The sequence below is a fragment of the Microbacterium sp. lyk4-40-TSB-66 genome (assembly GCF_030209475.1).
Taxonomy (GTDB): domain Bacteria; phylum Actinomycetota; class Actinomycetes; order Actinomycetales; family Microbacteriaceae; genus Microbacterium.
Genome location: NZ_JARVRW010000018.1, coordinates 57,924 through 79,384, shown reverse-complemented (window position 1 = coordinate 79,384; position 21,461 = coordinate 57,924). Strand labels below are relative to the sequence as shown.

The following is a 21,461-nucleotide window of genomic DNA, read 5'->3' as shown; positions in this document are numbered from 1 at the left end:
TCGAGAACACGGCCCGGAACGAGAACAGGCCGATCCGCGCGGGACCGGCCTGTTCTCGTGTCATGCCCTGCTTTTGCGACAGGGGTGCCGTCTACGTGGTCGGCTTCTTCTCCGGCACGGGCGCGTCGCCGGATGCCGCGAGCTCGGCGTAGTACGCCGCCGCCTCGTTCTGCCGGTCGTCCTCGACGCCCGTCGCGATGGATGCCCGGACGTGCTCGGGGCCGTAGCCGAAGGCATCCACCAGGTCCTGCGCGTGCGGACGGAGCCGCGCGCAGAGACGGTCGATGTAGCTCGATACGGCGGAACCGCGCTGCATCGAGAGTCGTCCGTTGATGAGGTGCCACGCGAGGTGCTTCTCGATCAGCTGCAGACCGAACAGGTCGCGCAGCCACGTCAGCACCCGGAGGGTGTCGGGGTCGTCGATGCGGTTGATCGCATCGGTGAACGCCTCCCACTGCAGGAGCTCTCCGTGAGCGCGGGCGGCCTCGATGAGCTCCGACTGGTTCTCGTTGAAAAGGGCTGCGGCGTCGTCGCGAGAGAGCCGGGGTGCCGGGCGCAGGCGTCCCGCGATGTCGGCGATCATCTGTTGCACGCGGCCCGCCAGCAGTTCGTGCTGCTGCTCGGCGCGAAGCCCCTTCTCGACCGAGCGGGCGGTGGACCCGAAGTCGCTCACGGCCTGCCCGAGCTGACGCATCCCGGCGCCGTGGAAGAGCTTGCCTGCGGTCTGACCCACGGCGAAGGCGGCGAGCTGCTTGGCATCCTTCCCCTTGAACTGGCGGGCGTAATCAGCGAGCAGGCGCTTGCCCACGAGCTGGAGCAGGATGTTGTTGTCACCCTCGAAGGTGACGAAGATGTCGAGGTCGGCGCGGAGCCCCACGAGGCGGTTCTCGAACAGGAAGCCCTGACCGCCGCACGCCTCGCGCGACTCCTGCAGCGTGTCGAGCGCGTGCCACGTCGACAGGGGCTTGAGGGCGGCGGCGAGGGTCTCGAGGTCTTCGCGGTCGGCATCGGTGTCGAGGGTGCCGCTGAAGACGCCGTCGAACTTCTGCAGGAACTCGTCGTGGGCGAAGATCTCGGCGTAGGTCGTCGCGAGACGCGGCAGGAGGCGGCGCTGGTGCTTGCCGTAATCGAGCAGGGTCACCTCGGGCGTGCCGCTGCCGGAGTCGAACTGGCGGCGCTGGTTGCCGTAGGTGATGGCGATGATCAGGCCGATGGCCGAGGCCCACGCGGCCGCGCCGTCGAGCGAGACACGCCCCTGCACGAGGGTGCCGAGCATCGTGAAGAACCGGCGACCGGGGCTCGCGATGTCGCTGGAGTAGGTGCCGTCGGCGGCGACGTCGCCGTAGCGGTTCAGCAGATTGGTCCGCGGGACGCGCACGTGGTCGAAGTGCAGACGGCCGTTGTCGATGCCGTTGAGACCGCCCTTGAGACCGTCGTCCTCGCCGCCGATGCCGGGCAGGAAAGCGCCGTCCTGGTCGCGGAGCGGCACGTAGAAGCAGTGCACGCCGTGGTTGACGCCGTCGGTGATCAGTTGGGCGAACACGGTCGCCGCCTTGCCGTGCAGGGCGGCGTTGCCGAGGTAGTCCTTCCAGGCGCCGCGGAAGGGCGTGTGGATGACGAACTCCTCGGTCGAGGGGTCGTAGGTCGCGGTCGTGCCGATGGCCGAGACGTCGGAGCCGTGACCGGTCTCGGTCATGGCGAACGCGCCGGGGATGTCGAGGCTCATGATGCCGGGCAGCCACTTCTCGTGGTGCTCGGCCGTACCCAGCTGCAGCACCGCCGACCCGAACAGCCCCCACTGGACGCCCGACTTGATCTGCAGGCTGGGGTCGGCGGCAACGAGTTCCTCGAAGCCGGCGATGTTGGCACCGTTGTCGTCCTCGCCGCCGAAGCGCTTCGGGAAGGCCCGGTGCACGGCCTTGTTCTGCACGAGCAGGTGCAGCTGGCTGAGGGTGCGCTCGCGGTGCGCGTCCATGCCGAGGCTGTCGTCGCGCCACAGCGCGGGGTCCTTGATCATCTCGCGCGCCGCGCGGCGCGTGTCGGCCCACGTTCCGAGCAGCAGATCGGTCACCCGCTCGGTATCGATGCGGGCCTCCGCGGCCTCGGCGGCGGTGTGCGCCGCGGTGGGCGCACCTCCGACGGGCGTACGCGTGCTCGTGGCGGGCGTGGTGGGACGGACGGCGGCGTCGGTCATTCTCGGCACCTCTCGACGGGGCTCAGGGATGCCATTCACGGTAGGTGTTCCACAACGACCGGGCAATCATTGTGTGGATGCGACACAACCCGGGCGGGCGACGGGCCGCGGGGTCGTTGTGGATGGTCAACATTCCCGGGAGCGCGCTGAGCGACTGGCGCGACCCGTGACGTCGACAGACTCAGCCACCTCCGAATCGCGCAGAGGAGGTCCGACCGAGCGAGGTCCCTGAGCCTGTCGAAGGGCCCGGGGCCGGCGCACACGTCAGTCGACACCGAGCGAGGTCCCTGAGCCGGTCGAAGGGCCCGGGACCCGCTCAGGCGTCAGTTGGCGGCCACGACCGTCAGGATGCCGTCACCGTAGGCCTCGCGCTTCTTCGCGCCGATACCCGTGATGCCGTCGAGGTCGCCGACCGACGCGGGCCGGGCCGCGGCGATGGCACGCAGGGTGGCGTCACCGAAGACGATGTACGCCGGCACACCCTGCTCGCGGGCCTTCTCGGCGCGCCAGGCGCGCAGCGCTTCGAACAGATCGCGATCGCCGGGGGCGACGTCGTCGGCGCTGGACTTGCGCTGACGGCTTCCGCCGCCGGTGGAACCCGAGCGACCGAGCACGTCGCGCCGGAGGGGCACGGGCGCCTCGCCTCGGAGGACCGGCGCCGACGCCTCGCTGAGCGCGAGCGTGCCGTAGTCGCCCTGTGCGACGATGATGCCCCGCGCGAGGAGCTGGCGGATGACGCTGCGCCAGTCCTGATCGGAGAGGTCGGCGCCGAGCCCGTAGGTGCTGAGGCGGTCGTGACCCTGCTGCGCGATGCGCTCGGTCTTCGCCCCGCGGAGGATGTCGATCAGGTGGCCGGCGCCGAAAGCCTGCCCGCGCTCGCGCTGCAGCCGTACGATCGTCGACAGGAGCTTCTGGGCGGCGACGAGGCCGTCCCACGTGTCGGGAGGCGTGAGGCAGGTGTCGCAGTTGCCGCACGGCTCGGAACGCTGTCCGAAGTAGTCGAGCAGGTTCTGCCGACGGCATCCGACCGTCTCGCACAGGGCGAGCATGGCGTCGAGGTGCTGACCGAGGCGCAACTTGTAGGAGCGGTCCCCGGGCGACTGGTCGATCATGCGACGCTGCTGCACGACGTCGCCGAGGCCGTAGGCCATCCAGACAACGGAGGGGTCGCCGTCGCGGCCGGCGCGCCCGGTCTCTTGGTAATACCCCTCGACCGACTTGGGCAGGTCGATGTGGGCGACGAAGCGCACGTCGGGCTTGTCGATCCCCATGCCGAACGCGATCGTGGCGACCATGATCACCCCGTCGTCGCGGAGGAAGCGCGACTGGTTCGCTGCGCGCACGGAGGCGTCGAGGCCCGCGTGATACGGCAGGGCGTCGAGACCCTGCGTGCACAGGTACGCCGCCATCTGCTCGACGCTCTTGCGGCTGAGCGCGTAGACGATGCCGGCGGATCCCTCGGGCTGGCTCTTGATGAACTGCACGAGCTGACGCCGGGGGTCGACCTTCGCGTCGATGCGGTATTGGATGTTCGGGCGATCGAAGCTCGCGACGAAGCCGCGCGCATCGCGCAGGCGCAGACGCTCCACGATCTCCTGAGCGGTCGCGGGGGTGGCCGTCGCGGTGAGCGCCATACGCGGAACGCCGGGGAAACGGTCGGCGAGGTCGCCGAGTGCCAGGTAGTCGGGGCGGAAGTCGTGACCCCACTGCGACACGCAGTGCGCCTCGTCGATCGCGATGACGCTGAGCCTCCCCCGCGCGAGGAAGGCGAGGGTCTGTGCGCCGTTCAACCGCTCGGGCGCGACGTAGAGCAGGTCGAGCTCGCCCGCGAGGTAGGCCTGCTCGACGGCCTGCCGCTCGGCCGGCGACTGCGTCGAGTTCAGGTACCCCGCTCGCACGCCGTTGGCGATGAGCGCCTCGACCTGATCGTGCATGAGTGCGATGAGCGGGCTCACGACCAGGCCCGTGCCCGGTCGCACGAGCGCGGGCACCTGATAGGTGACGCTCTTGCCGCCACCGGTGGGCATAAGAACGACTGCGTCGCCGCCGTCGACGACGTGCTGCACGATGTCGGCCTGATCACCGCGGAACACGTCGTAGCCGTAGACCTCGTGCAGCACCTCGCGGGGGTCGCGCCCGGTGAAGTCGCGCACCGCCGGGAGCTCGCGCGCGGTGCCGGTCGCCACGGCCGCACGCGCGAACGGCGACGACGGGTCGACGGGGGGCGGCGGGGCGTCGAAGTCTTCGGGTGGGGCGAACTGGTCGGGGTCCCAGTCGGCGCCGGCGTACGGGTCGTCGAGGTCGCCGTACGGCTCGGGCGGAGCGTCGGCGTACGGCTCGGATGCGGCGCCGGGATAAGTCACCCCACCACGGTAACCCGGGCCACCGACACTGAAACCTCCGCGGCATCCATCTCTTCAATCAGCCGGTTGGGGAGGAAGGGTGACACTCAGCCAGGGCCGGTCGCGGGATCGGGATCGGGAGCGGGAGCGGGCCGAGCCCGTGGCGGCAGGGACGTCGAGGGCCAGAACCCGGCCCGGCGGGGATGTCAGTCCATGACGCGAGACATCGCGGATGGGGGCGACATAGGGCGGGGGTCGAGATCGACCCGCCGCGCGGTGCAGTCAGTGCAGCGCACGTAACGCACCCGTCCCTCGCTCGTCGCGTGCACCGATTCGGTGGTCCACGCGTGTTCGTGGAGGGCGGTGAGAGGGGCGGCGGGGAGCAGTCGGGAGGTAGTCATGACCCCAGCGTGATGTAATGCCGTTGTGCATCTCAACCCTTACGGCGAGTACGCCGTGCTCCTCGCGGCGTCGCTCGCCAACGACTGGCCCGCCGACCGTGCCGGCATCGAGGAGCGCACCATCGAGATGGGCATGACGATGCGCTTCCCGGTGGCATCGGATGACCACTCCCGCACGCGGCAGGTCGTCGACGACTGGCTGCGCGTGGTGGATGCCACCGACCCCGACGAGCGGGCGATCCTGCTCAACGCGCAGATGGCCGCCGTGACCGCGTATCCCCGCCTCACCGATCACGATGGCGAGGGGTGGCACCTGCACTACCGCGACAGCGACGAGGCCCTCCCGCGCGTCCTCGCCGCCGTCATCTCGGTCGGCACGTCGCTGCACCTCGTGACTCGCGGGATGGACCGCCTCGGCCGCTGCGCCGCCGAACCGTGCACGAACGTCGTCGTCGACGTGACGCGCAACGGTCGGCAGCGGTACTGCTCGGTGCGGTGCGCGAACCGCGCCGCGGTGCGGCGGCATCGGGCGCGCGGCTGACGCGGTGGACCGGCGCCGCGCGGGCCGGCGCGGCGGGGACGGGGCGGTCGGGGCACGACCTCCCCATCCAGACCGGTGCCACGCTCATCCGAACGACACACCCCGCCGCCGGCGCGACATCGCCCAGCTCAGCGCCCAGGCCAGCAGCAGCATGGCGACGATGACGAATCCGAACCCGTCGAGGTTGGTCTCGGCAATCGCGCGTGCGGGCGCCCACCCCACCCCGACCGAATCGACCAGCACGCCGCACATGCCCACGACGCCGACGACGAGCGCGACCGAGATCGAGATCGACATGAGGGCGATGTTGTATGCGCGACGGCGCCCGGGCCGGTCCACTGACCAGCGGTAGATGCTCGCCGTGACGATGCTGTTCAGACCGTCGCACGCCGCCATCCCCGCCGCGAAGAGCAACGGCACCACCATCGCCGCCTGCCACGGCAGCGCCGCACCGGCGCCGCCCGCGAGCACGAGGATCGCGATCGTCGAGGCGGTGTCGAAGCCGAGGCCGAACAGCAGCCCGACGACGAACAGCTTCCACGGTGCGTCGAGCGTCGCCGAGAGGCGGCCGATCAGCACCGACACCGGCCCGCCGCCGGAGCTGTGCCGATCACCCCTTCCCCGCACCAGACCCCCGAGGATCCACAGGTTCACGGCCGCCATGGCGAGCAGGAACAGGCTGGACACCGACGGCCCCCACACCCCCGTGAAAAGGGCGAGCGAGGAGTCGTCCGACCCGAGCTGCGCAGTCAACGCGCCGACACCCGCGGTAACGAGTCCGACGGCCACGACGACCACCGTGGAGTGTCCGAGAGCGAACCACAGGCCCACGCTCGAGGCGTCCTTGCCGTCGTCGGTGAGCTTGCGGCTGGTGTTGTCGATCGCGGCGATATGGTCGGCGTCGAAGGCGTGCCGCATCCCGAGCAAGAAGGCTGTGACGGCCATGCCGACACCCGTCGCCGTCGTCCCCAGCGATGCTTCGTTCGGCACGAGCACGAGCGCCATCAGGGTCCAGCTGACGCCGAGCATCAGCGCGATCGTCAGCAGCACGCCGCGCGCGGCCGGCGTCAGACGGCGCACGCCAGCACCTCCTCACGGCGCTTGCCCGCGGCGGTGCGCCACAGCTCCCCCAACGCGCTGTGGTGAGCGGCGTCGCCGAGGTATCGCAACGTCGTACCCGCACCCGCGAGGTCGAGCCGTGCGATACCCGTCTCGTCGACCGGGTCGAGACGCTCTCCGAGTACCACGATGCTGTCCATCACCCGGGACTTTCCGAGCACGCCCGGTTCCGGCCGATCGCCGTGCACCTCGAGGCTCTCGCGCAGCAGTGGGCCCTCGGCATCCGTGGCATCCAGATCCGACCGCAGGCGCCCTCCGGTCTCGCCCGTACGCCCCAGGACCAGCGTCTCGCGGAGGGCGACGGATGCTCCGGGTGCCACCCGCACCACCGTCGATCGAACGAGCTCGCCGTCGGCGGTGATCACCGTCGGCAATCCTTCCCACGTCAGGCGCGCGCCCGGGGCCAGGGTGATCTCGGCGCGCCATCCGGAGGGTTCGTCGCCGAGACCGGGCCGGCCGTAGACCACGAGCCCGCCGATGTCGACGAGAGAGAGCGTGCAGCCCGCGCCGACACGGATGCGCAGGTCGACGTGATCGCCGGGCAGCAGCATCGCGCGCCCGGCAACGAGAGCCACCTCGACATGCCGACCGCGGCGCGCGACCAGGCGGGGCACGATGAGCTCGCCCGTCAGGGTGTACGCCGCGCCCTCGCCCCGCGGCGCCACCTCGACGACGGTCACGCTCACCCGCGCGCCCCGGCGGACGCGTGGTCGTGCGCGTGGTCTCCGTGCCCGTGCGAGTCATCGTGCACGTGCAGGTAGCCCTCGCCGTCCTCGTCGGCGTGGAAATGCGGCGCCATGGGACCGGGGTCCTGCGGCACGTGCGAGCCGTCGACGTGCACCGCGATCATCGACAGAACCCACGCGCGCAGCGTCGCAACGGAGTCGACATCCGTGCGCGAGAGGGCCAGCACGGGGCGACCCTCGCGGGCCTCGGTCGCATCGGCCACCATCTGCGGCACATCGACGCCGACGTAGGGCGCGAGATCGGTCTTGTTGACCACGAGCAGGTCGGCGCGGGCGATGCCGGGGCCGCCCTTGCGGGCGACGTCGCCCCCACCGGCGACGTCGAGCACGAAGATCTGCGCGTCGACGAGAGCGGGCGAGAAGGTCGCGGTGAGGTTATCGCCGCCGGATTCGATCACGACCAGGTCGAGGGGCGCGAAGGCGCGTTCCAGATCTTCCGCGGCGAGCAGGTTCGCCGTGGGGTCGTCGCGGATCGCGGTGTGAGGGCACGCACCGGTCTCGACGGCGACGATGCGCTCGGGGTCGAGCACGCCCGCCGACCGCAGGAACCGCGCGTCTTCATCGGTGTAGATGTCGTTGGTGATGACGCCGATGCGGATCTCGTTCGCGAGAGCCCGGCAGAGGGTCGCGATCAACGACGACTTGCCGGTGCCGACGGGACCGGCGACGCCGAGTCGCAGGGCGCGGGTGGGGATGTTCTCAGGCACGGAAGAGCCTCCTACGGGATCGGGCGTGGGCCTCGGCCCACGCTTCGGACTGCGGCGCGGATGCCGCGGGGATATCGGACGGATCGGTCAGAGATGCCACCTCGTCGAGGCGGCCGTCGATCTCGGCGCACACGGCGGTGACGAGCGAGACGAGTTCGAGGGGGTCTCGGGGTTCGAGCTTGAGCACGGCCGCGGCCGCCGCCTGCAGGTCTTCGTACACGACGAGGCGCGCGAGCTCACCCGCACCGATTCCGAGACCGGATGCCACGACCCCCAGCACGCACGGGCGCGGCGGGGGAACGGCCCGCTGTCGCCACGCGCTCAGCGCGACGTCGTCGGGCAGCAGCTCGGCCCCCACGCGTAGGTAGCCGCGCGCGAGAAGTCGGGAGGCGTCGCGCTGCGCGGCGCTGGGCGTTCGCGCTTCCCACGCCCTCTCGACCGGGCCGAGGTCGGCGCCGAGCTCGCGTTGCGCTCGCGTCACCACCGCGGTACCGGCCTCCACCAGGGTCGTGGTGCGGACACGGGCGCGCAACAACGTCGGCAGTTCCGAGGGGTGGAGGCCGGCCAGAAGCGCCGGCTCGACCCCCGCGGACTGCGCATGTCCCCCGGACGGCAGACGAGCGTCCGCGAGGAGCAGCGTGGCGAACAGGGGCGCGACGGATGCCATCAGAACAGCTGGTAGAGCTGGGCCAGAGGCAGCGACGCGGCCGGAGTCGGCGCGACCTGCTCGCCGTCGATGCTGATGTCGAAGGTGTCGGGCCGGATGTCGATGCGGGGCAGAGCGTCGTTGTTGCGCATGTCGGCCTTGCCGACCTCGCGGGTGGACTTCAGCGGCAGCAGGCGACGCGTGAGCCCGAGTCGCTCTTCGAGACCGGCGGCGAGTGCGTGCGGCGACACGAACGACACCGACAGCGTCCCGCCGATGGCATCCGCGAACGAGGGCCGCATGAGAACCGGCTGCGGCGTGGGGATCGACGCATTGGGGTCGCCGAGCGCACCCCACACGAGCCCTCCGCCCTTCATGACGACCGCGGGGCGGAAGCCGAAGAACCGCGGATCCCACAACACGAGATCGGCCAGGCGCCCCACCTCGATCGAGCCGACCTCGTGGTCGATGCCGTGCGCGATGGCCGGGTTGACCGTGTACTTCGCGACGTAGCGGCGGGCGCGTTCGTTGTCGGCCGGCAGGCTCTCGCCGAGGCCGCCGCGGCGGGCCTTCATCACGTGCGCGACCTGCCAGGTGCGCGTGATGACCTCGCCGATGCGGCCCATCGCCTGCGCGTCCGACGAGGTGATCGAGATCGCCCCCATGTCGTGCAGGATGTCCTCGGCCGCGATCGTCGTGGCGCGAATACGCGACTCGGCGAACGCCAGATCCTCGGGCACGCCGGGGTTCAGGTGGTGGCAGACCATGAGCATGTCGAGGTGCTCCGCGACGGTGTTCACCGTGTGCGGGAGCGTCGGGTTCGTCGAACCAGGAATGACGTAGGGCAGGCTCGCGATCGAGAGGATGTCGGGCGCGTGACCGCCGCCGGCCCCCTCGACGTGGAAGGCGTGGATGCTACGCCCCGCCATGGCCTCGATCGTCGACTCGACGAAGCCGGCCTCGTTGAGCGAGTCGCTGTGCAGGGCGACCTGCAGCCCCCACTCCTCGGCAGCGGTGAGGCTGGCGTCGATGGCGGCGGGGGTCGACCCCCAATCCTCGTGCACCTTGTAACCGGCGGCACCGGCGAGCGCCTGCTCCTCGAACGCGGCGCGCGAGACGGTGTTGCCTTTGCCCAGCAGCAGCACGTTGACCGGCAGCCGGTCAAGGGAGCGGTGCATCTGTTCGAGGTGCCACGCTCCGGGGGTCACGGTGGTCGCCTTCGATCCCTCGGACGGGCCCGTGCCGCCGCCGACGACCGTGGTGATACCCGTGGCGAGAGCCTCATGGATCTGCGAGGGCGAGAGCAGGTGCACGTGCGAGTCGATGCCGCCCGCGGTGAGGATGCGCCCCTCTCCGGAGATGACGTCGGTCGAGGGGCCGATGACCAGGCGCGGGTCGACGCCGTCGGCGATGTCGGGATTTCCGGAGCGGCCGATACCGACGATGCGCCCGTCGCGGATGCCCACGTCGGCGCGCACGATCCCCCACCAGTCGAGGATGACCGCGTTGGTGATCACCGTGTCGAGCGCCCCGTCGGCGCGCGACGAGGTGCTCTGCGCCATCGACTCGCGGATGGACTTGCCTCCGCCGAAGACGGCTTCCTCTCCGCCGACGGTGAGGTCGGCTTCGATCTCGATCCACAGGTCGGTGTCGCCGAGGCGGATCTGATCCCCGGCGGTGGGTCCGTAGATGCGCGCGTAGCGTTCCCTGTCGATATGGACCATCAGCGCGTCTCCTCGGATGAGATCTGGATGCCGGGGACCCGGCGCGCGCCGCGGAGAGCCACCGCGTCGACGCGCTTCGACACCCCCGGCTCGAAGCGCTCCGACGTGCCCGAGGGGATGTCGAGGCGAAAGCCCTCGGCATCGGCCCGGTCGAACTCGAGCGCCGCGTTCACCTGGGCGAGATGGATGTGCGAGCCGATCTGCACGGGCCGGTCCCCCGTGTTGACGATGACGAACTCGCGACGCTGATCCGCGCTGCGATCGGCGTTCAGCTCGATCGACCCCGGGCGCACGCGGATCGCGCCCGGTCCCTCTGCCGTACCTGATGCCACGTCGACTCCTCAATCGATGGGGTGGTGAAGGGTGACGAGCTTGCGCCCGTCGGGGAAGGTCGCCTCGACCTGCACGTCGGTGAGCATGTCGGCGACACCGTCCATGACCTCGGCGCGCGTGAGCACCGTGCGCCCCTCGGTCATCAGCCGGGTGACCTCGGCACCCTCGCGGGCGCGTTCGATCACCCAGGTCGACAGCAGCGCGACCGCCTCGGGGTGATTCAGCAAGATGCCGCGTTGCCGGCGATCGCGCGCGACCATGCCGGCCACGGCGAGCAGCAGCTTCTCGGTGTCTGCGGGCGACAGGTGCATGCGCCTCTCCGTCCTCTCTCCGGCGCCATCGGGCGACGCGCCTGGCGGGTGCTTCCTGACATGTCGCTGACATCGCCAGATGCTCACACGGTGTCGGGAAGGTGTCATGAGTCTGTCACCGTGATTTTCACCCGTGAGGGCGCAAGCCGCTGTGCGTCGCCGTAGTTCCGCGCGATTACGGGGATTTTTGGCGCCGCGCCCGTCGAAGATTTACACGCTGGACACGATCAAGAAATGGCAATGCAATGCCGTGGTCCCACTGTGAGACCACCCGAAGCCGGCGGCGAATTTCTGCCGCCGCCGGCGACCGAGCGAGGAACGAGCGCACCACCGAGGGCGGCCACTGCCGCGTCACCGCCCACGGCCGTCGCCTCGATGAACCCGGCGGGACCGCGCAATCACGCACCTCCTCACATCGAAACGGAGCACAGCATGACCACGATCCGACGAACGCGCCTTCGAGCGCTGCTGACCCTCGGAGCCCTCACGACCACGGCCGCCCTCGTGCTGTCGGGATGTGGGGCGAAAGCCGGCGACGCCGGTGCGGGAGAATCCCCCGACGCTGCGGCAAGCTGCGTCGACACCTCCGGCGACACCATCAAACTCGGCTTCCTCAACTCCCTCACGGGCGGCATGGCGATCTCCGAGAAGACCGTGTCGAACGTGCTGCACATGGCGGCAGACGAGATCAACGCCGACGGCGGCATCCTCGGCAAGCAGATCGAATACGTGCAGGAGGACGGCGCCACCGACTGGCCGACCTTCGCCGAGAAGACCGAGAAGCTGCTCACGCAGGACTGCGTCGCGGCCATCTTCGGCGGCTGGACCTCGTCGTCGCGCAAGGCCGTCAAGCCTGTCGTCGAAAAGCACAATGGTCTCTTCTTCTACCCCGTGCAGTACGAGGGCCTGGAGTCGTCGCCGAACATCTACTACACCGGCGCCACCACGAACCAGCAGATCATCCCGGCCATGGACTTCCTGGCGTCCCAGGGGGCGAAGACCCTGTTCCTCGCGGGTTCGGATTACGTCTTCCCCCGCACGGCGAACGCCATCATCAAGCTGTACGCCGCCGAGCTCGGCATCGAGATCGTCGGCGAGGAGTACGTGCCGCTCGACAAGGACGACTGGACCACCCAGGTCGCCAAGATCGCCGCAGCGAAGCCCGACTACGTCTTCAACACCATCAACGGCTCCTCCAACGTCGGCTTCGTGAAGGCGTATTACGACGCGGGCCTCTCCCCCGACACGACACCGATCATCTCGGTGTCCATCGCCGAGGAGGAGGCGCCGGCGATGGGCCACTCGGTCACCGGCAACTACGCCTCGTGGAACTACTTCCAGTCGCTCGACACCCCGAACAATCCCACGTTCATCGACGCGTGGAAGGCCTACCCGGGCAGCAGCGGCGTGACCAGCGACCCGATGGAGGCCGCGTACATCTCGATGTACCTCTACAAGGCCCTGGCCGAGAAGGCCGGCTCGTTCGACGTGGATGCCATCAACGCGGCGGCCGCGGAGGGCGGTGTCACCGTGGACGCACCCGAGGGCGTGGTCACCCTCGACGGCGACAACCACCACATCTCCAAGCCCGGCCACATCGGCCGCATCAACGACCAGAACCAGTTCGACATCGTCTGGGCCTCTGACGCCTTCATCGAGCCCGACCCGTACCTCGAGGGCTACGACTGGTTCCCCGCCGATGTGCGCGACGCACTGGTGAAGGCCGCGGGCTGACCCTGCTCCCCCGGGGTCCCCGGGTCGGCCACGACCCGGGGACCCTCCCCTCGTGCCGGTCACGGCACCACTTACCTCGACAGAAGGGAGGTACCGCATGGACGCACTCATCCCGCCCCTGCTGAACGGCACGGCACTGGGCGCACTCCTGCTGCTCGCGGCCCTCGGCCTCACGCTCACATTCGGGCAGATGGGGGTGATCAACATGGCACACGGCGAGTTCATCATGGCCGGCGCCTTCGTCGCCTACCTCACCCAGCTCGTCATCCCCGACAGCAACATCTCCATTCCGCTGGCTCTCCCCATCGCCTTCGTCATCGCGGGCCTGCTGGGCCTGCTCCTGGAGGCGTCGATCATCCGCTGGATGTACCGGCGACCACTCGACACGCTCCTGGTGACGGTCGGCGTCTCACTCGTGCTGCAGCAGATCGCGCTGCAGATCTTCCCCGCCCAGGGCGTTCCGGTCGAAAACCCCGAATGGCTTCAAGGCCAGGTAGACGTGCTCGGATACGCCTGGCCGTTGCGTCAGGTCTTCACGATCGTGCTCGCCGCCGCCTGTGTCGCGGCACTCGCCGCGTGGCTCAAGCTCAGTTCGTTCGGGCGCCGCATCCGTGCCACCGTGCAGAACCGTGACCTCGCCGAGACTGTCGGCGTGCGCACCCGGTCGGTCGACCGCCTGACCTTCTTCGTCGGCTCGGGTCTCGCCGGTGTCGCAGGGGTCGCGGCATCCCTCATCGGCGGCACGAACTCCCAGATGGGCGCGCAGTACATCATCCCGGCCTTCCTCGTCGTCGTCGCCGGCGGCATCGGGCAGATCGCCGGCACGGTGATCGCCGCCTGGGCCGTGGGCGTGGCCATGTCGCTGTTCGCCGACTGGACCACGGGCAGCCTCGCGCAGGTCATCGCCTTCGCCTTGGTCGTCGTCTTCCTCCAGATCCGCCCGCAGGGGCTGTTCTCCGTCCGCACCAGGGGGCTCGCATGAGCGTCATCAAGAGGCTCGCCCCATGGGGCTCGCTGATCGGTATCGCCGTCTTCGCCGTACTCCTGCTCGTCGTCGCACCGCTCGTGCTGTCGCCGCACTGGATCAACAACCTCGGCAAGTACTGCACATGGGCCATCGTGGCCGTCGGAATCGGACTGGTCTGGGGTCGCGGCGGCATGCTCGTCATGGGCCAGGGCGTGTTCTTCGGCCTCGGCGCCTACGCGATGGCGATGCACCTGACGTTGGAGACCGCCGGTCCCGGCGCGACGCCGACTTTCATGATCCTGTACGACCCCCTGGCATCCATTCCCGCGTTCTGGGAGCCGTTCCGAAGCGAGGCGTTCACCCTCATCGCGATCATTGCGCTTCCGGTGGTGGTCGCCGGCATCCTGGGCTTCGCGTTGTTCAAGAGGCGCGTCAAGGGCGCCTACCTCGCGATCCTCACCCAGGCGCTGGCCGTCGCGCTCGCCGTGCTCATCAGCTCGACGATCCGCGAGACCGGTGGCGACACGGGCCTGAGCGGCTTCACGTCCTTCTTCGGCTACCTGCTCGACGACGACGCCAACAAACTCATGCTCTTCCTCATCGCCGCGGGGCTGCTCATCGTCTGCATGCTCGTGTCGTGGCAGCTGCGACGCAGCCGTTTCGGCGAGGTGTTGCTCGCCACCCGGGATGCCGAGGAGCGGGTGCGTTTCCTCGGGTACGACCCTGCGAACATCAAGCTCGTCGCCTTCGTGATCGCCGCGGTCATGGCGAGCATCGGCGGGGCGATGTTCGTCCCCATCGTCGGCATCATCACCCCCCAGGAGATCGGGGCCTCGGCATCCATCCTCATGATCGCGGGCGTCGCGCTCGGCGGCCGGGCATCACTGTTCGGTCCGGTGCTCGGCGCGATGGCGATCGGGTGGGGCCAGTCGAGCCTCGCCTCGAGCTGGCCCGAGGGCTGGGTGTACGTGCTGGGACTCGTCTTCATCCTCGTGACACTGTTCCTGCCGGGCGGGCTGGCCTCGCTGGTCGGCACGGCCGTGGCGTCGCTCCGGCGCCGCCGGGTTCCGGCATCCGAGGACCGCGTGTCCGTCCCCGAGAAGGAGCTGGCATGAGCCGCGGCACCCGTGACGCGTCGGTGCAGGTGTCCGACCTCACCGTCTCCTTCGACGGCTTCGTCGCCGTCGACCATGTCGACCTGACCCTGCGTCCCGGAGAGGTGCACTTCCTCATCGGCCCCAACGGCGCCGGAAAGACAACTCTCGTCGACGCCCTGACCGGCCTCGTTCCGGCCACCGGCTCGGCGATGTTCGAGGGCCGTGACCTCGTGGCGATGAAGACGAACCGCATCGTCCGCGCGGGCGTCGGACGCACGTTCCAGACGGCGACGGTGTTCGACGAGCTGTCGGTGCTGCAGAACCTCGACATCGCCGGGGGCCTGCATCGCAAGGCGTGGCAGCTCGCCTTCGCCCGCCGCTCGGTTCCGGAGTACGTCGAGGCGGCGCTGGAGACCATCGGCCTGCAGGATCTTCGCGACCGCCCCGCCGGCATCCTGGCCCACGGGCAGAAGCAGTGGCTCGAGATCGGGATGCTGCTCGTGCAGGACGCCCGGGTGATGTTCCTCGACGAGCCGGTCGCCGGCATGAACGGCGATGAACGCGACGAGACGGGCGAGCTGCTGCGCCGCATCGGCGCCGAACGGACGGTCGTGGTGATCGAACACGACATGGACTTCGTCCGCGCCTACGCCGACTGGGTCAGCGTGCTGCACGCCGGCGCGCTGCTCACCGAGGGAACCGTCGAGCAGGTGCAGGCCGACCCGCGCGTGCAGACCGTGTACCTGGGGTCGGCCGCCGACGCCGCCGTCGAGAACGAGGGGAATCACTGATGCTGGAGATCATCGGCGTCACCGCCGGCTACGGCCGCACCCAGGTGCTGCACGACGTCACGATCCAGGTGCCGACCGGCGGGGCGGTGTCGGTCATGGGTCACAACGGCGCCGGGAAGACGACACTCCTGCGCGTCGCCACGGGGCTGCTCCCCGTCATGCGCGGTCGCGTGCTGCTCGACGGTGAAGACGTCACGCGGATGCCGCCCTCGAAACGCGTCGACCGGGGCCTCGGCTACGTCCCGCAGGGGCAGCAGTGCTTCCCGCAGCTCACCACCCGCGAGAACCTCCAGCTGACGATGAAGAAGCAGTCCGATCTCGACGAGGTGCTGAGCCTGTTCCCCGTGCTCGGGGAACTCTCGACCCGCCGCGCGGGTCTGCTGTCGGGCGGTCAACGCCAGCAGCTCGCGATCGCGCGGACGCTGCTGACCAAGCCTCGCCTGCTCGTGCTCGACGAGCCGACCGAGGGCATCCAACCCAACATCGTGGCCGACATCGAACGCGTCATCATCGACCTCACCCGCCGGGGTGACCTGTCGGTGCTGCTGGTGGAGCAGCACGTCGGTTTCGCGCTGCGCTCGACCGACCGCTTCTACGTCGTGAAGTCGGGTCGCGTGGCCGTCAGCGGCGAAGGCGGAGCTGATGCTGTGGGCGCTGTGCGCGAAGCCATGGCGATCTGACGCGTTTCGTCTTGCCGCGGCAACGCGGGCGAAACGCGGGACCGCCATGATCCCCGTGACAGAAGGAGGCTTGCGTGCGGGGACGGACGACCGGGGGCGGGCCGCACCGCGGTGACGCGCGCGCCGCTGCCGAGGACAGTCTCGAGGACTACGCCTTCCGCTACGTCCCGCGCTCGTTCCGGCGGTGGAGCGCGGTGTCCGTCGGTGCCACGGCGCTGGGCTCCATCGCCTTCCTCGCGGACTTCTCGATCGGGGCGAGCATCGGCCTCGAGCACGGTGCCACCAATGCGGCCCTCGGGGTGCTCGTGGCATCCGTCATCATCTTCGCCGTGGGGTTCCCGGTCGCGTTCTACGGCGCCCGGTACAACGTCGACCTCGACCTCATCGCCCGGGGATCGGGATTCGGGTACTACGGGTCGATCATCACTACCATCATCTTCGCCGGATTCACCTGCATCTTCTTCGCGCTCGAGGGCGCGATCATGGCGCAGGGACTCGAGATGGCCGCGGGGGTCCCGCTGCCGATCGGTTACGTGATCTCGACGGTCGTCGTCGTGCCCATCGTGATCTTCGGAATGCGCGCGCTGGAACGCCTGCATTTCTGGACGACCCCCCTCTGGCTGGTGCTCGCCCTCCTGCCGCTGGCGTGGGTGCTCATCTCGCAGCCGAGCGCCGTCGCGGGCTTCTGGTCGTTCGCCGGAAGATCCGACGGCACGATCTCGCTGGGCGCCGTGGCGTCCAGCGCCGCGGTGTGCTTCGCCCTCACACCGCAGCTGGCCGAGCAGATCGACTACATCCGCGTGATGCCGCCCCTGACCAGGGCCAACCGGCGGTCGTGGTGGACGGCGTTCGTGTTCAGCGGACCCGGCTGGGTGATCTTCAGCGGCACGAAACAGATCATCGGGATCTTCCTGGCCGTCTACCTGATCACCAAGATCGACCCGTCGATCGACGATGACGCCGTCGAGCCGGTCAAACAGTTCCTCGGCCTGTACGAGTCGCTGCTGCCGGAGTGGTTGGCGCTGGTGCTGGTGCTGCTGCTCATCGTCGTCGCGCAGATCAAGATCAACGTCACCAACGCCTACTCGGGATCGCTGGCCTGGTCGAACGTCTTCACCCGCGCAACCAAGCGATACCCGGGCCGCACGGTGTTCGTCGTCTTCAACCTGGTCATCGCCCTCTCGCTCATGCTGATGGACGTGTTCAGCCTCATCTCGTTCGTTCTGAGCCTGTACGCGAACGTCGTGATGGCGTGGCTGGTGACGATCTCGGTCGACATCGTCGTCAACAAGCACCTCCTGCGCCTCTCGCCCCGCTTCCCCGAGTTCCGTCGCGGGATGCTGCACGACTGGAACCCGGTCGGACCGGTGTCGGTGGGCCTGGCATCCATCGCCTCCCTCCTGTGCTTTGCGGGCGTGTTCGGACCGGGGATGCAACCCCTCTCGGTGCTCGTCGCGATCGGCGTGGCAGCGGTGGTCACTCCCGCCATGGCCGTGATCACCCGCGGCCGGTACTACCTGCGCCGCCGCTCGGACGGCATCCCCCTCCCCCTCCTCGACGAGGACGGAAACCCCTCGGGCGAGCGCCTACGCTGTCACGTCACGGGCTACGTCTTCGAACGGCCGGATATGCTGGTCTCGGCGGAAACCGGCCCCGGGGGAGAAGTGCAGTACGTGTCGTCATTGGCCTTGACGCTCGACGACACAGATCGCTACGTGCTTCCCCCCGAGCCCGTCACCGCCACCCGCGACGAGACCGAGGTGGAGCGATGAACGACGAGGCGCCCTCCGTGCTCGCCGGAGCCGCTCTGCTGCTGCGGCAGCGCACGTTCGAAGACATCTCGTACGCCGACATCGCCGAGCTCGCCGACGTGTCGGAGCGCACGGTGTACCGCCGCTTCCCCACCCGCTCGCACCTGCTCGAGGCGCTCGCGGTCTGGGTCGAAGACGAGCACCTCCCCCTCGGCTCGTTCCATACGCTGGCGGAGTTCCGCGACGCGGTCCATGTGCGTTTCCGCGCCTACGACGCCCAGCCCGCGCTGGCGTTCGTGGCGGCACGCGGCGCGGCGCTCTCGCCGACGGGCCAGCGATCGGCATCCGTCCTCACCGAAGCCATCGTCGCCATGCTGGCCGAGACGGCTCCGCACCTGAACCGTCGCGACGCCCTCCGCGCGGCCGCGACCCTGCGCACATTCGCCTCCGCCATGTACTGGGCGCGCTTGCGCACCTCTTTCGACGCGGACGCCGAGACCACCGCGCGCCTGTTCGATCGCGCCGTCGACCGCGTGCTGCCCGCCGCCATCGGGGCGACGCGGGCGGCGTGATGACGGCGCGCAAGACGCAGCAGAACGCCCCCGGCACCGAGACCGCGATCCTCGTCGCCTACGCCGAACTGATCGAGGAGGTCGGCACCGACGACGTGTCGTTCCGCATCATCGCGTCGCGCGCAGGCGTCGGCGAGCGCACCGTGTTCCGGTACTACCCCGCCCGCGCCGACCTGCTGCTGGCGACCGCGGCGTGGATCGAGTCGACGGTCTTCTCGCGCGCCGCGTCGGAATCGATCTTCGACGTGCCCCTCGCGATCCGCGAGGCGATGACGGCCTACGAGCGCCGCCCGGAGCTGGCGCACGTCGTCGCCGAGACGGCGATGCGCGGCGTCAACGGCGCCGACCCCGCCCCGCACCGCGAGGAGTTCGAGCGCCTTCTCGACCGAGAGGTCACGGGTCTCGACGACGACGAACGCCTCGCTATCGTCACGGCGCTGAGCCACCTCGACTCCTCGACCACGTGGGTGACGATGCGCCACGAGCTCGGTATGCGCGGGCGCGACATCGCGGATGCCGCGGCGTGGGCGGCCGAAGCCGTGCTGGACCCGCTGCGGGGGCGGGCTGCGGAACGGCCCCACGCATAAACACGATCGGTGCGCGTAAACACGACGACAGCGTGTTTACGCGCATGGATCGTGTTCATGCGTGGGTGGGGTGGCGAGAGCGGGGTGGGGTGGCGAGAGCGGGGTGGGTGGCGAGAGCGGGGTGGGGTGGCGGGAGCGGACGGCGGGTGGTCTCGCCCGCCGGGGCAGCGGGCTGACCCGGGCAGCGGGCCGGCATAAACGCTATCGGTGCGCGTAAACACGACGCCAGCGTGTTTACGCGCATGGATCGTGTTTATGCGTGACCCCGTGGCCCCGACGCCGGGCCGACGGCCGCCCCGAACGCCCCGTACCCCCGCGGTCCCGTGCCAGCAGGTCGTCCGCGGCCGACGCCGGAGTCCGGGCGCCCGCTACGCGTCCGGCGTGTGCAGCCGCGCCAGGTACCGCTCCACCCGCGCCGGCGCTCCCCCGCGGTCGAGCAGGGACACGGCCACGATCACCGCCGTCGTCAGGGGGATCGTCCACGCGGCCGGTTGGGTGACGATCACGGCCCACCCGCCCATGCCGCGGAGCGCGCCACCGGCCAGCAGCGCGGCGCCGCACGACACCGCACCGACCACCATGCCCGCGACCGCGCCGCGCGCGGTGAGCCGCGGCCACCACACGCCCAGCAGCAGCACCGGCGACAGTGTCGACGCGGCGAACACGAACACCAGGCCGACGCTCGCGACGAGCCCCGCGGGTTCGGTGAGGAGCGCGACGGCGAGCGGCACCGCCGTGCACAGCACCGCCGAGAGACGGAAGGAGCGCACTCCGCCGCCGAACACGTCCTGACTCACGACCCCGGCGAGCGAGACGACGAGCCCCGACGACGTCGCGAGGAACGCGGCGAAGGCCCCCGCGACCAGCAGCGAGGTGAGCAGCTCCCCCACCAGCCCCGGGAACACCCGCGACGGGAGGGCGAGCACGACGGTGTCGGCGACGCCGGGGACGGCCAGGTCGGGGGCGACGACGCGCGCGATCAGCCCCATCGTCGACGACACCGCGTAGAACGCACCGATGAGCACGATGACCACCACCGTGGTCCGCCGGGCCGACGCCCCGTTCGGGCTCGTGTAGAACCGCACGAGCACGTGCGGCAGGCCGATGGTGCCGAGCAGCAGGGCCAGGAGCAGCGACACCGTGGCGTAGGCGTCGATCGCGCCCGGCCCGCTCTCGGCGGGGAACACGCGCGCGGGATCGATGTCGGCGCCCCCGCCCGACAACGCGACGAGCAGGAACACCGCCGGGACGAGCAGCGCGGTGAGCTTCAGCCAGTACTGGAGTGCCTGCACCGCGGTGATGGCGCGCATGCCGCCCGCCGCGACGATGCCCGCGACGAGCACCGCCACGAGCACCCCGCCCGTCCACCGCGGCACGTCGGCCACCACGCCGAGGGCGAGCGAGGCCCCGTGCAGCTGCGGCACGATGTACAACCACCCGATCACCAGCACGACGAGGCTCGTCACCCGTCGCACCGCACGCGACTCCAACCGCGCCTCGACGAAGTCGGGGATCGTGTACGCCCCGCTCCGGCGAAGCGGCGCCGCGACGAAGAGCAGCACCAGCAGGTACCCCGCCGCGTAGCCGATCGGGAACCAGAAGCCCTCCGCCCCCGACAACAGCACGAGGCCCGCGAGGCCCAGGAAGGTGCCGGCCGACAGGTACTCCCCGCTGATGGCGGAGGCGTTCCAGACGCTTCCGACGCTGCGCGAGGCCACGAAGAAGTCGCTGCGCGTGCGGGAGGAGCGGATGCCGGCGAATCCCAGCACCGCGGTCGTCCCCACGAGCAGCCCCACCGCGGCGAGGTCGAGCACCGGGTTCACACGGCATCCTCGGGATCGGCGAGCTGCCGGTACCGGCGCTCATTGCGCGCGGCGGCCCGGGCGTAGATGAGGGCGAAGACGAGGATCAGCGGATAGAACCCGTAAGCGTGGAGCAGCCACGACATGGGCACCGACCACACCGTGGGATCGCCGAGGGTCGGCAGCGCCGCGATCACCCCGACGAGGGCTGCGGCGACGACGAGGAAAGCCGCGACGCACCCGAGTGCGAGACGCAGCTGGGCGCGCACCAGTCCGCGTGAGAAGACCTCGTCGGCCTCGTCGGCCTCCCTCCCGGGCAGCGCGAAGCCGCGCGTCGCCGGCCGCGACACCCGACCCGCGGTGGATGCCGTGACCCGCACGCGCGGAAGGGGGCGCGGATCGTCGGTCATGGCATC

The 21,461-nt window shown here is 70.0% G+C and carries 20 protein-coding genes; 9 read left to right on the top strand and 11 right to left on the bottom strand.

The genetic code is table 11. The annotated features are described in order from the left end of the window. Positions 1-91: 91 nt before the first annotated feature. Together QRO03_RS16320 and recQ are read right to left on the bottom strand one after the other, a co-directional pair. Entirely contained in the window at positions 92-2,194 is a 2,103-nt protein-coding gene (locus QRO03_RS16320) for an acyl-CoA dehydrogenase family protein (RefSeq protein WP_285138547.1), read from the bottom strand. A 323-nt stretch (positions 2,195-2,517) separates the two neighbouring features. Then, the gene (gene recQ / locus QRO03_RS16315; protein WP_285138546.1) at positions 2,518-4,557 is read right to left on the bottom strand and encodes a DNA helicase RecQ; all 2,040 of its coding nucleotides are present in this window, start codon (positions 4,555-4,557) and stop codon (positions 2,518-2,520) included. A gap of 405 nt (positions 4,558-4,962) precedes the next feature. Here recQ and QRO03_RS16310 point away from each other — a divergent pair, with 405 nt between their 5' ends. Beyond that, positions 4,963-5,478, top strand: a complete 516-nt coding sequence (locus QRO03_RS16310; protein ID WP_285138545.1) for a CGNR zinc finger domain-containing protein — start codon at positions 4,963-4,965, stop codon at positions 5,476-5,478. A gap of 84 nt (positions 5,479-5,562) precedes the next feature. Here the strand turns inward: QRO03_RS16310 and QRO03_RS16305 are convergent, their stop codons facing one another. From QRO03_RS16305 to QRO03_RS16275, 7 genes are read right to left on the bottom strand one after another with little or no spacing between them, the layout of a single operon-like run. After that, positions 5,563-6,558, bottom strand: a complete 996-nt coding sequence (locus QRO03_RS16305) for a HoxN/HupN/NixA family nickel/cobalt transporter (RefSeq protein WP_285138544.1) — start codon at positions 6,556-6,558, stop codon at positions 5,563-5,565. Next, positions 6,546-7,283, bottom strand: coding sequence for an urease accessory protein UreD (locus QRO03_RS16300; RefSeq protein WP_285138543.1), 738 nt, complete (start codon positions 7,281-7,283; stop codon positions 6,546-6,548). The genes QRO03_RS16305 and QRO03_RS16300 overlap by 13 nt, the downstream gene beginning before the upstream one ends. Beyond that, positions 7,280-8,050, bottom strand: a complete 771-nt coding sequence (gene ureG, locus QRO03_RS16295; RefSeq protein WP_285138542.1) for an urease accessory protein UreG — start codon at positions 8,048-8,050, stop codon at positions 7,280-7,282. The genes QRO03_RS16300 and ureG overlap by 4 nt, the downstream gene beginning before the upstream one ends. Beyond that, entirely contained in the window at positions 8,043-8,717 is a 675-nt protein-coding gene (locus tag QRO03_RS16290; protein WP_285138541.1) for an urease accessory protein UreF, read from the bottom strand. Before QRO03_RS16290 ends, ureG begins: the two co-directional genes overlap by 8 nt. Continuing rightward, positions 8,717-10,420 carry an urease subunit alpha gene (locus QRO03_RS16285; RefSeq protein WP_285138540.1) on the bottom strand — a complete coding sequence of 568 codons (1,704 nt, stop codon included), beginning with the start codon at positions 10,418-10,420 and terminating at the stop codon, positions 8,717-8,719. Before QRO03_RS16285 ends, QRO03_RS16290 begins: the two co-directional genes overlap by 1 nt. Next, positions 10,420-10,752, bottom strand: coding sequence for an urease subunit beta (gene ureB / locus QRO03_RS16280; protein WP_285138539.1), 333 nt, complete (start codon positions 10,750-10,752; stop codon positions 10,420-10,422). Before ureB ends, QRO03_RS16285 begins: the two co-directional genes overlap by 1 nt. A gap of 9 nt (positions 10,753-10,761) precedes the next feature. Continuing rightward, the gene (locus QRO03_RS16275; protein ID WP_285138538.1) at positions 10,762-11,064 is read right to left on the bottom strand and encodes an urease subunit gamma; all 303 of its coding nucleotides are present in this window, start codon (positions 11,062-11,064) and stop codon (positions 10,762-10,764) included. A 432-nt stretch (positions 11,065-11,496) separates the two neighbouring features. Here QRO03_RS16275 and urtA point away from each other — a divergent pair, with 432 nt between their 5' ends. The 8 genes from urtA to QRO03_RS16235 all read left to right on the top strand — a co-directional run bounded on the left by urtA (position 11,497) and on the right by QRO03_RS16235 (position 19,243). Continuing rightward, entirely contained in the window at positions 11,497-12,798 is a 1,302-nt protein-coding gene (gene urtA, locus QRO03_RS16270; RefSeq protein WP_285138537.1) for an urea ABC transporter substrate-binding protein, read from the top strand. Positions 12,799-12,895: 97 nt separating this feature from the next. Beyond that, positions 12,896-13,780 (top strand): urea ABC transporter permease subunit UrtB, encoded by an 885-nt coding sequence (urtB, locus tag QRO03_RS16265; RefSeq protein WP_285138536.1) that lies wholly within the window; start codon positions 12,896-12,898, stop codon positions 13,778-13,780. After that, complete coding sequence (gene urtC / locus QRO03_RS16260; RefSeq protein WP_285138535.1) at positions 13,777-14,880, top strand: urea ABC transporter permease subunit UrtC; 1,104 nt, start codon at positions 13,777-13,779, stop codon at positions 14,878-14,880. Before urtB ends, urtC begins: the two co-directional genes overlap by 4 nt. Next, positions 14,877-15,653: an urea ABC transporter ATP-binding protein UrtD gene (urtD, locus tag QRO03_RS16255; protein ID WP_285138534.1), complete on the top strand. Its 777-nt coding sequence runs from the start codon at positions 14,877-14,879 to the stop codon at positions 15,651-15,653. The genes urtC and urtD overlap by 4 nt, the downstream gene beginning before the upstream one ends. Beyond that, on the top strand, positions 15,653-16,333 hold the full coding sequence (urtE, locus tag QRO03_RS16250) for an urea ABC transporter ATP-binding subunit UrtE (protein WP_285138533.1): 681 nt from the start codon (positions 15,653-15,655) through the stop codon (positions 16,331-16,333). Before urtD ends, urtE begins: the two co-directional genes overlap by 1 nt. Positions 16,334-16,407: 74 nt before the next feature. After that, complete coding sequence (locus QRO03_RS16245; protein WP_285138532.1) at positions 16,408-18,105, top strand: purine-cytosine permease family protein; 1,698 nt, start codon at positions 16,408-16,410, stop codon at positions 18,103-18,105. After that, the gene (locus QRO03_RS16240; RefSeq protein WP_285138531.1) at positions 18,102-18,656 is read left to right on the top strand and encodes a TetR/AcrR family transcriptional regulator; all 555 of its coding nucleotides are present in this window, start codon (positions 18,102-18,104) and stop codon (positions 18,654-18,656) included. The genes QRO03_RS16245 and QRO03_RS16240 overlap by 4 nt, the downstream gene beginning before the upstream one ends. Next, the gene (locus QRO03_RS16235) at positions 18,656-19,243 is read left to right on the top strand and encodes a TetR/AcrR family transcriptional regulator (protein WP_285138557.1); all 588 of its coding nucleotides are present in this window, start codon (positions 18,656-18,658) and stop codon (positions 19,241-19,243) included. The genes QRO03_RS16240 and QRO03_RS16235 overlap by 1 nt, the downstream gene beginning before the upstream one ends. A 368-nt stretch (positions 19,244-19,611) precedes the next feature. Here QRO03_RS16235 and QRO03_RS16230 read toward each other — a convergent pair whose 3' ends face one another. Continuing rightward, complete coding sequence (locus QRO03_RS16230) at positions 19,612-21,066, bottom strand: sodium/solute symporter (protein WP_285138530.1); 1,455 nt, start codon at positions 21,064-21,066, stop codon at positions 19,612-19,614. Next, positions 21,063-21,455, bottom strand: a complete 393-nt coding sequence (locus tag QRO03_RS16225) for a heavy metal transporter (protein ID WP_285138528.1) — start codon at positions 21,453-21,455, stop codon at positions 21,063-21,065. Before QRO03_RS16225 ends, QRO03_RS16230 begins: the two co-directional genes overlap by 4 nt. Positions 21,456-21,461: the final 6 nt, after the last annotated feature.

Coding starts and splice junctions, on each gene's coding strand:
- QRO03_RS16320 (WP_285138547.1), bottom strand. CDS start 2,194: ATGACCGACGCCGCCGTCCGTCCCACCACGCCCGCCACGAGCACGCGT.
- urtD (WP_285138534.1), top strand. CDS start 14,877: ATGAGCCGCGGCACCCGTGACGCGTCGGTGCAGGTGTCCGACCTCACC.
- QRO03_RS16285 (WP_285138540.1), bottom strand. CDS start 10,420: ATGGTCCATATCGACAGGGAACGCTACGCGCGCATCTACGGACCCACC.
- QRO03_RS16235 (WP_285138557.1), top strand. CDS start 18,656: ATGACGGCGCGCAAGACGCAGCAGAACGCCCCCGGCACCGAGACCGCG.
- urtA (WP_285138537.1), top strand. CDS start 11,497: ATGACCACGATCCGACGAACGCGCCTTCGAGCGCTGCTGACCCTCGGA.
- QRO03_RS16225 (WP_285138528.1), bottom strand. CDS start 21,455: ATGACCGACGATCCGCGCCCCCTTCCGCGCGTGCGGGTCACGGCATCC.
- QRO03_RS16275 (WP_285138538.1), bottom strand. CDS start 11,064: ATGCACCTGTCGCCCGCAGACACCGAGAAGCTGCTGCTCGCCGTGGCC.
- urtB (WP_285138536.1), top strand. CDS start 12,896: ATGGACGCACTCATCCCGCCCCTGCTGAACGGCACGGCACTGGGCGCA.
- QRO03_RS16290 (WP_285138541.1), bottom strand. CDS start 8,717: ATGGCATCCGTCGCGCCCCTGTTCGCCACGCTGCTCCTCGCGGACGCT.
- urtC (WP_285138535.1), top strand. CDS start 13,777: ATGAGCGTCATCAAGAGGCTCGCCCCATGGGGCTCGCTGATCGGTATC.
- QRO03_RS16240 (WP_285138531.1), top strand. CDS start 18,102: ATGAACGACGAGGCGCCCTCCGTGCTCGCCGGAGCCGCTCTGCTGCTG.
- urtE (WP_285138533.1), top strand. CDS start 15,653: ATGCTGGAGATCATCGGCGTCACCGCCGGCTACGGCCGCACCCAGGTG.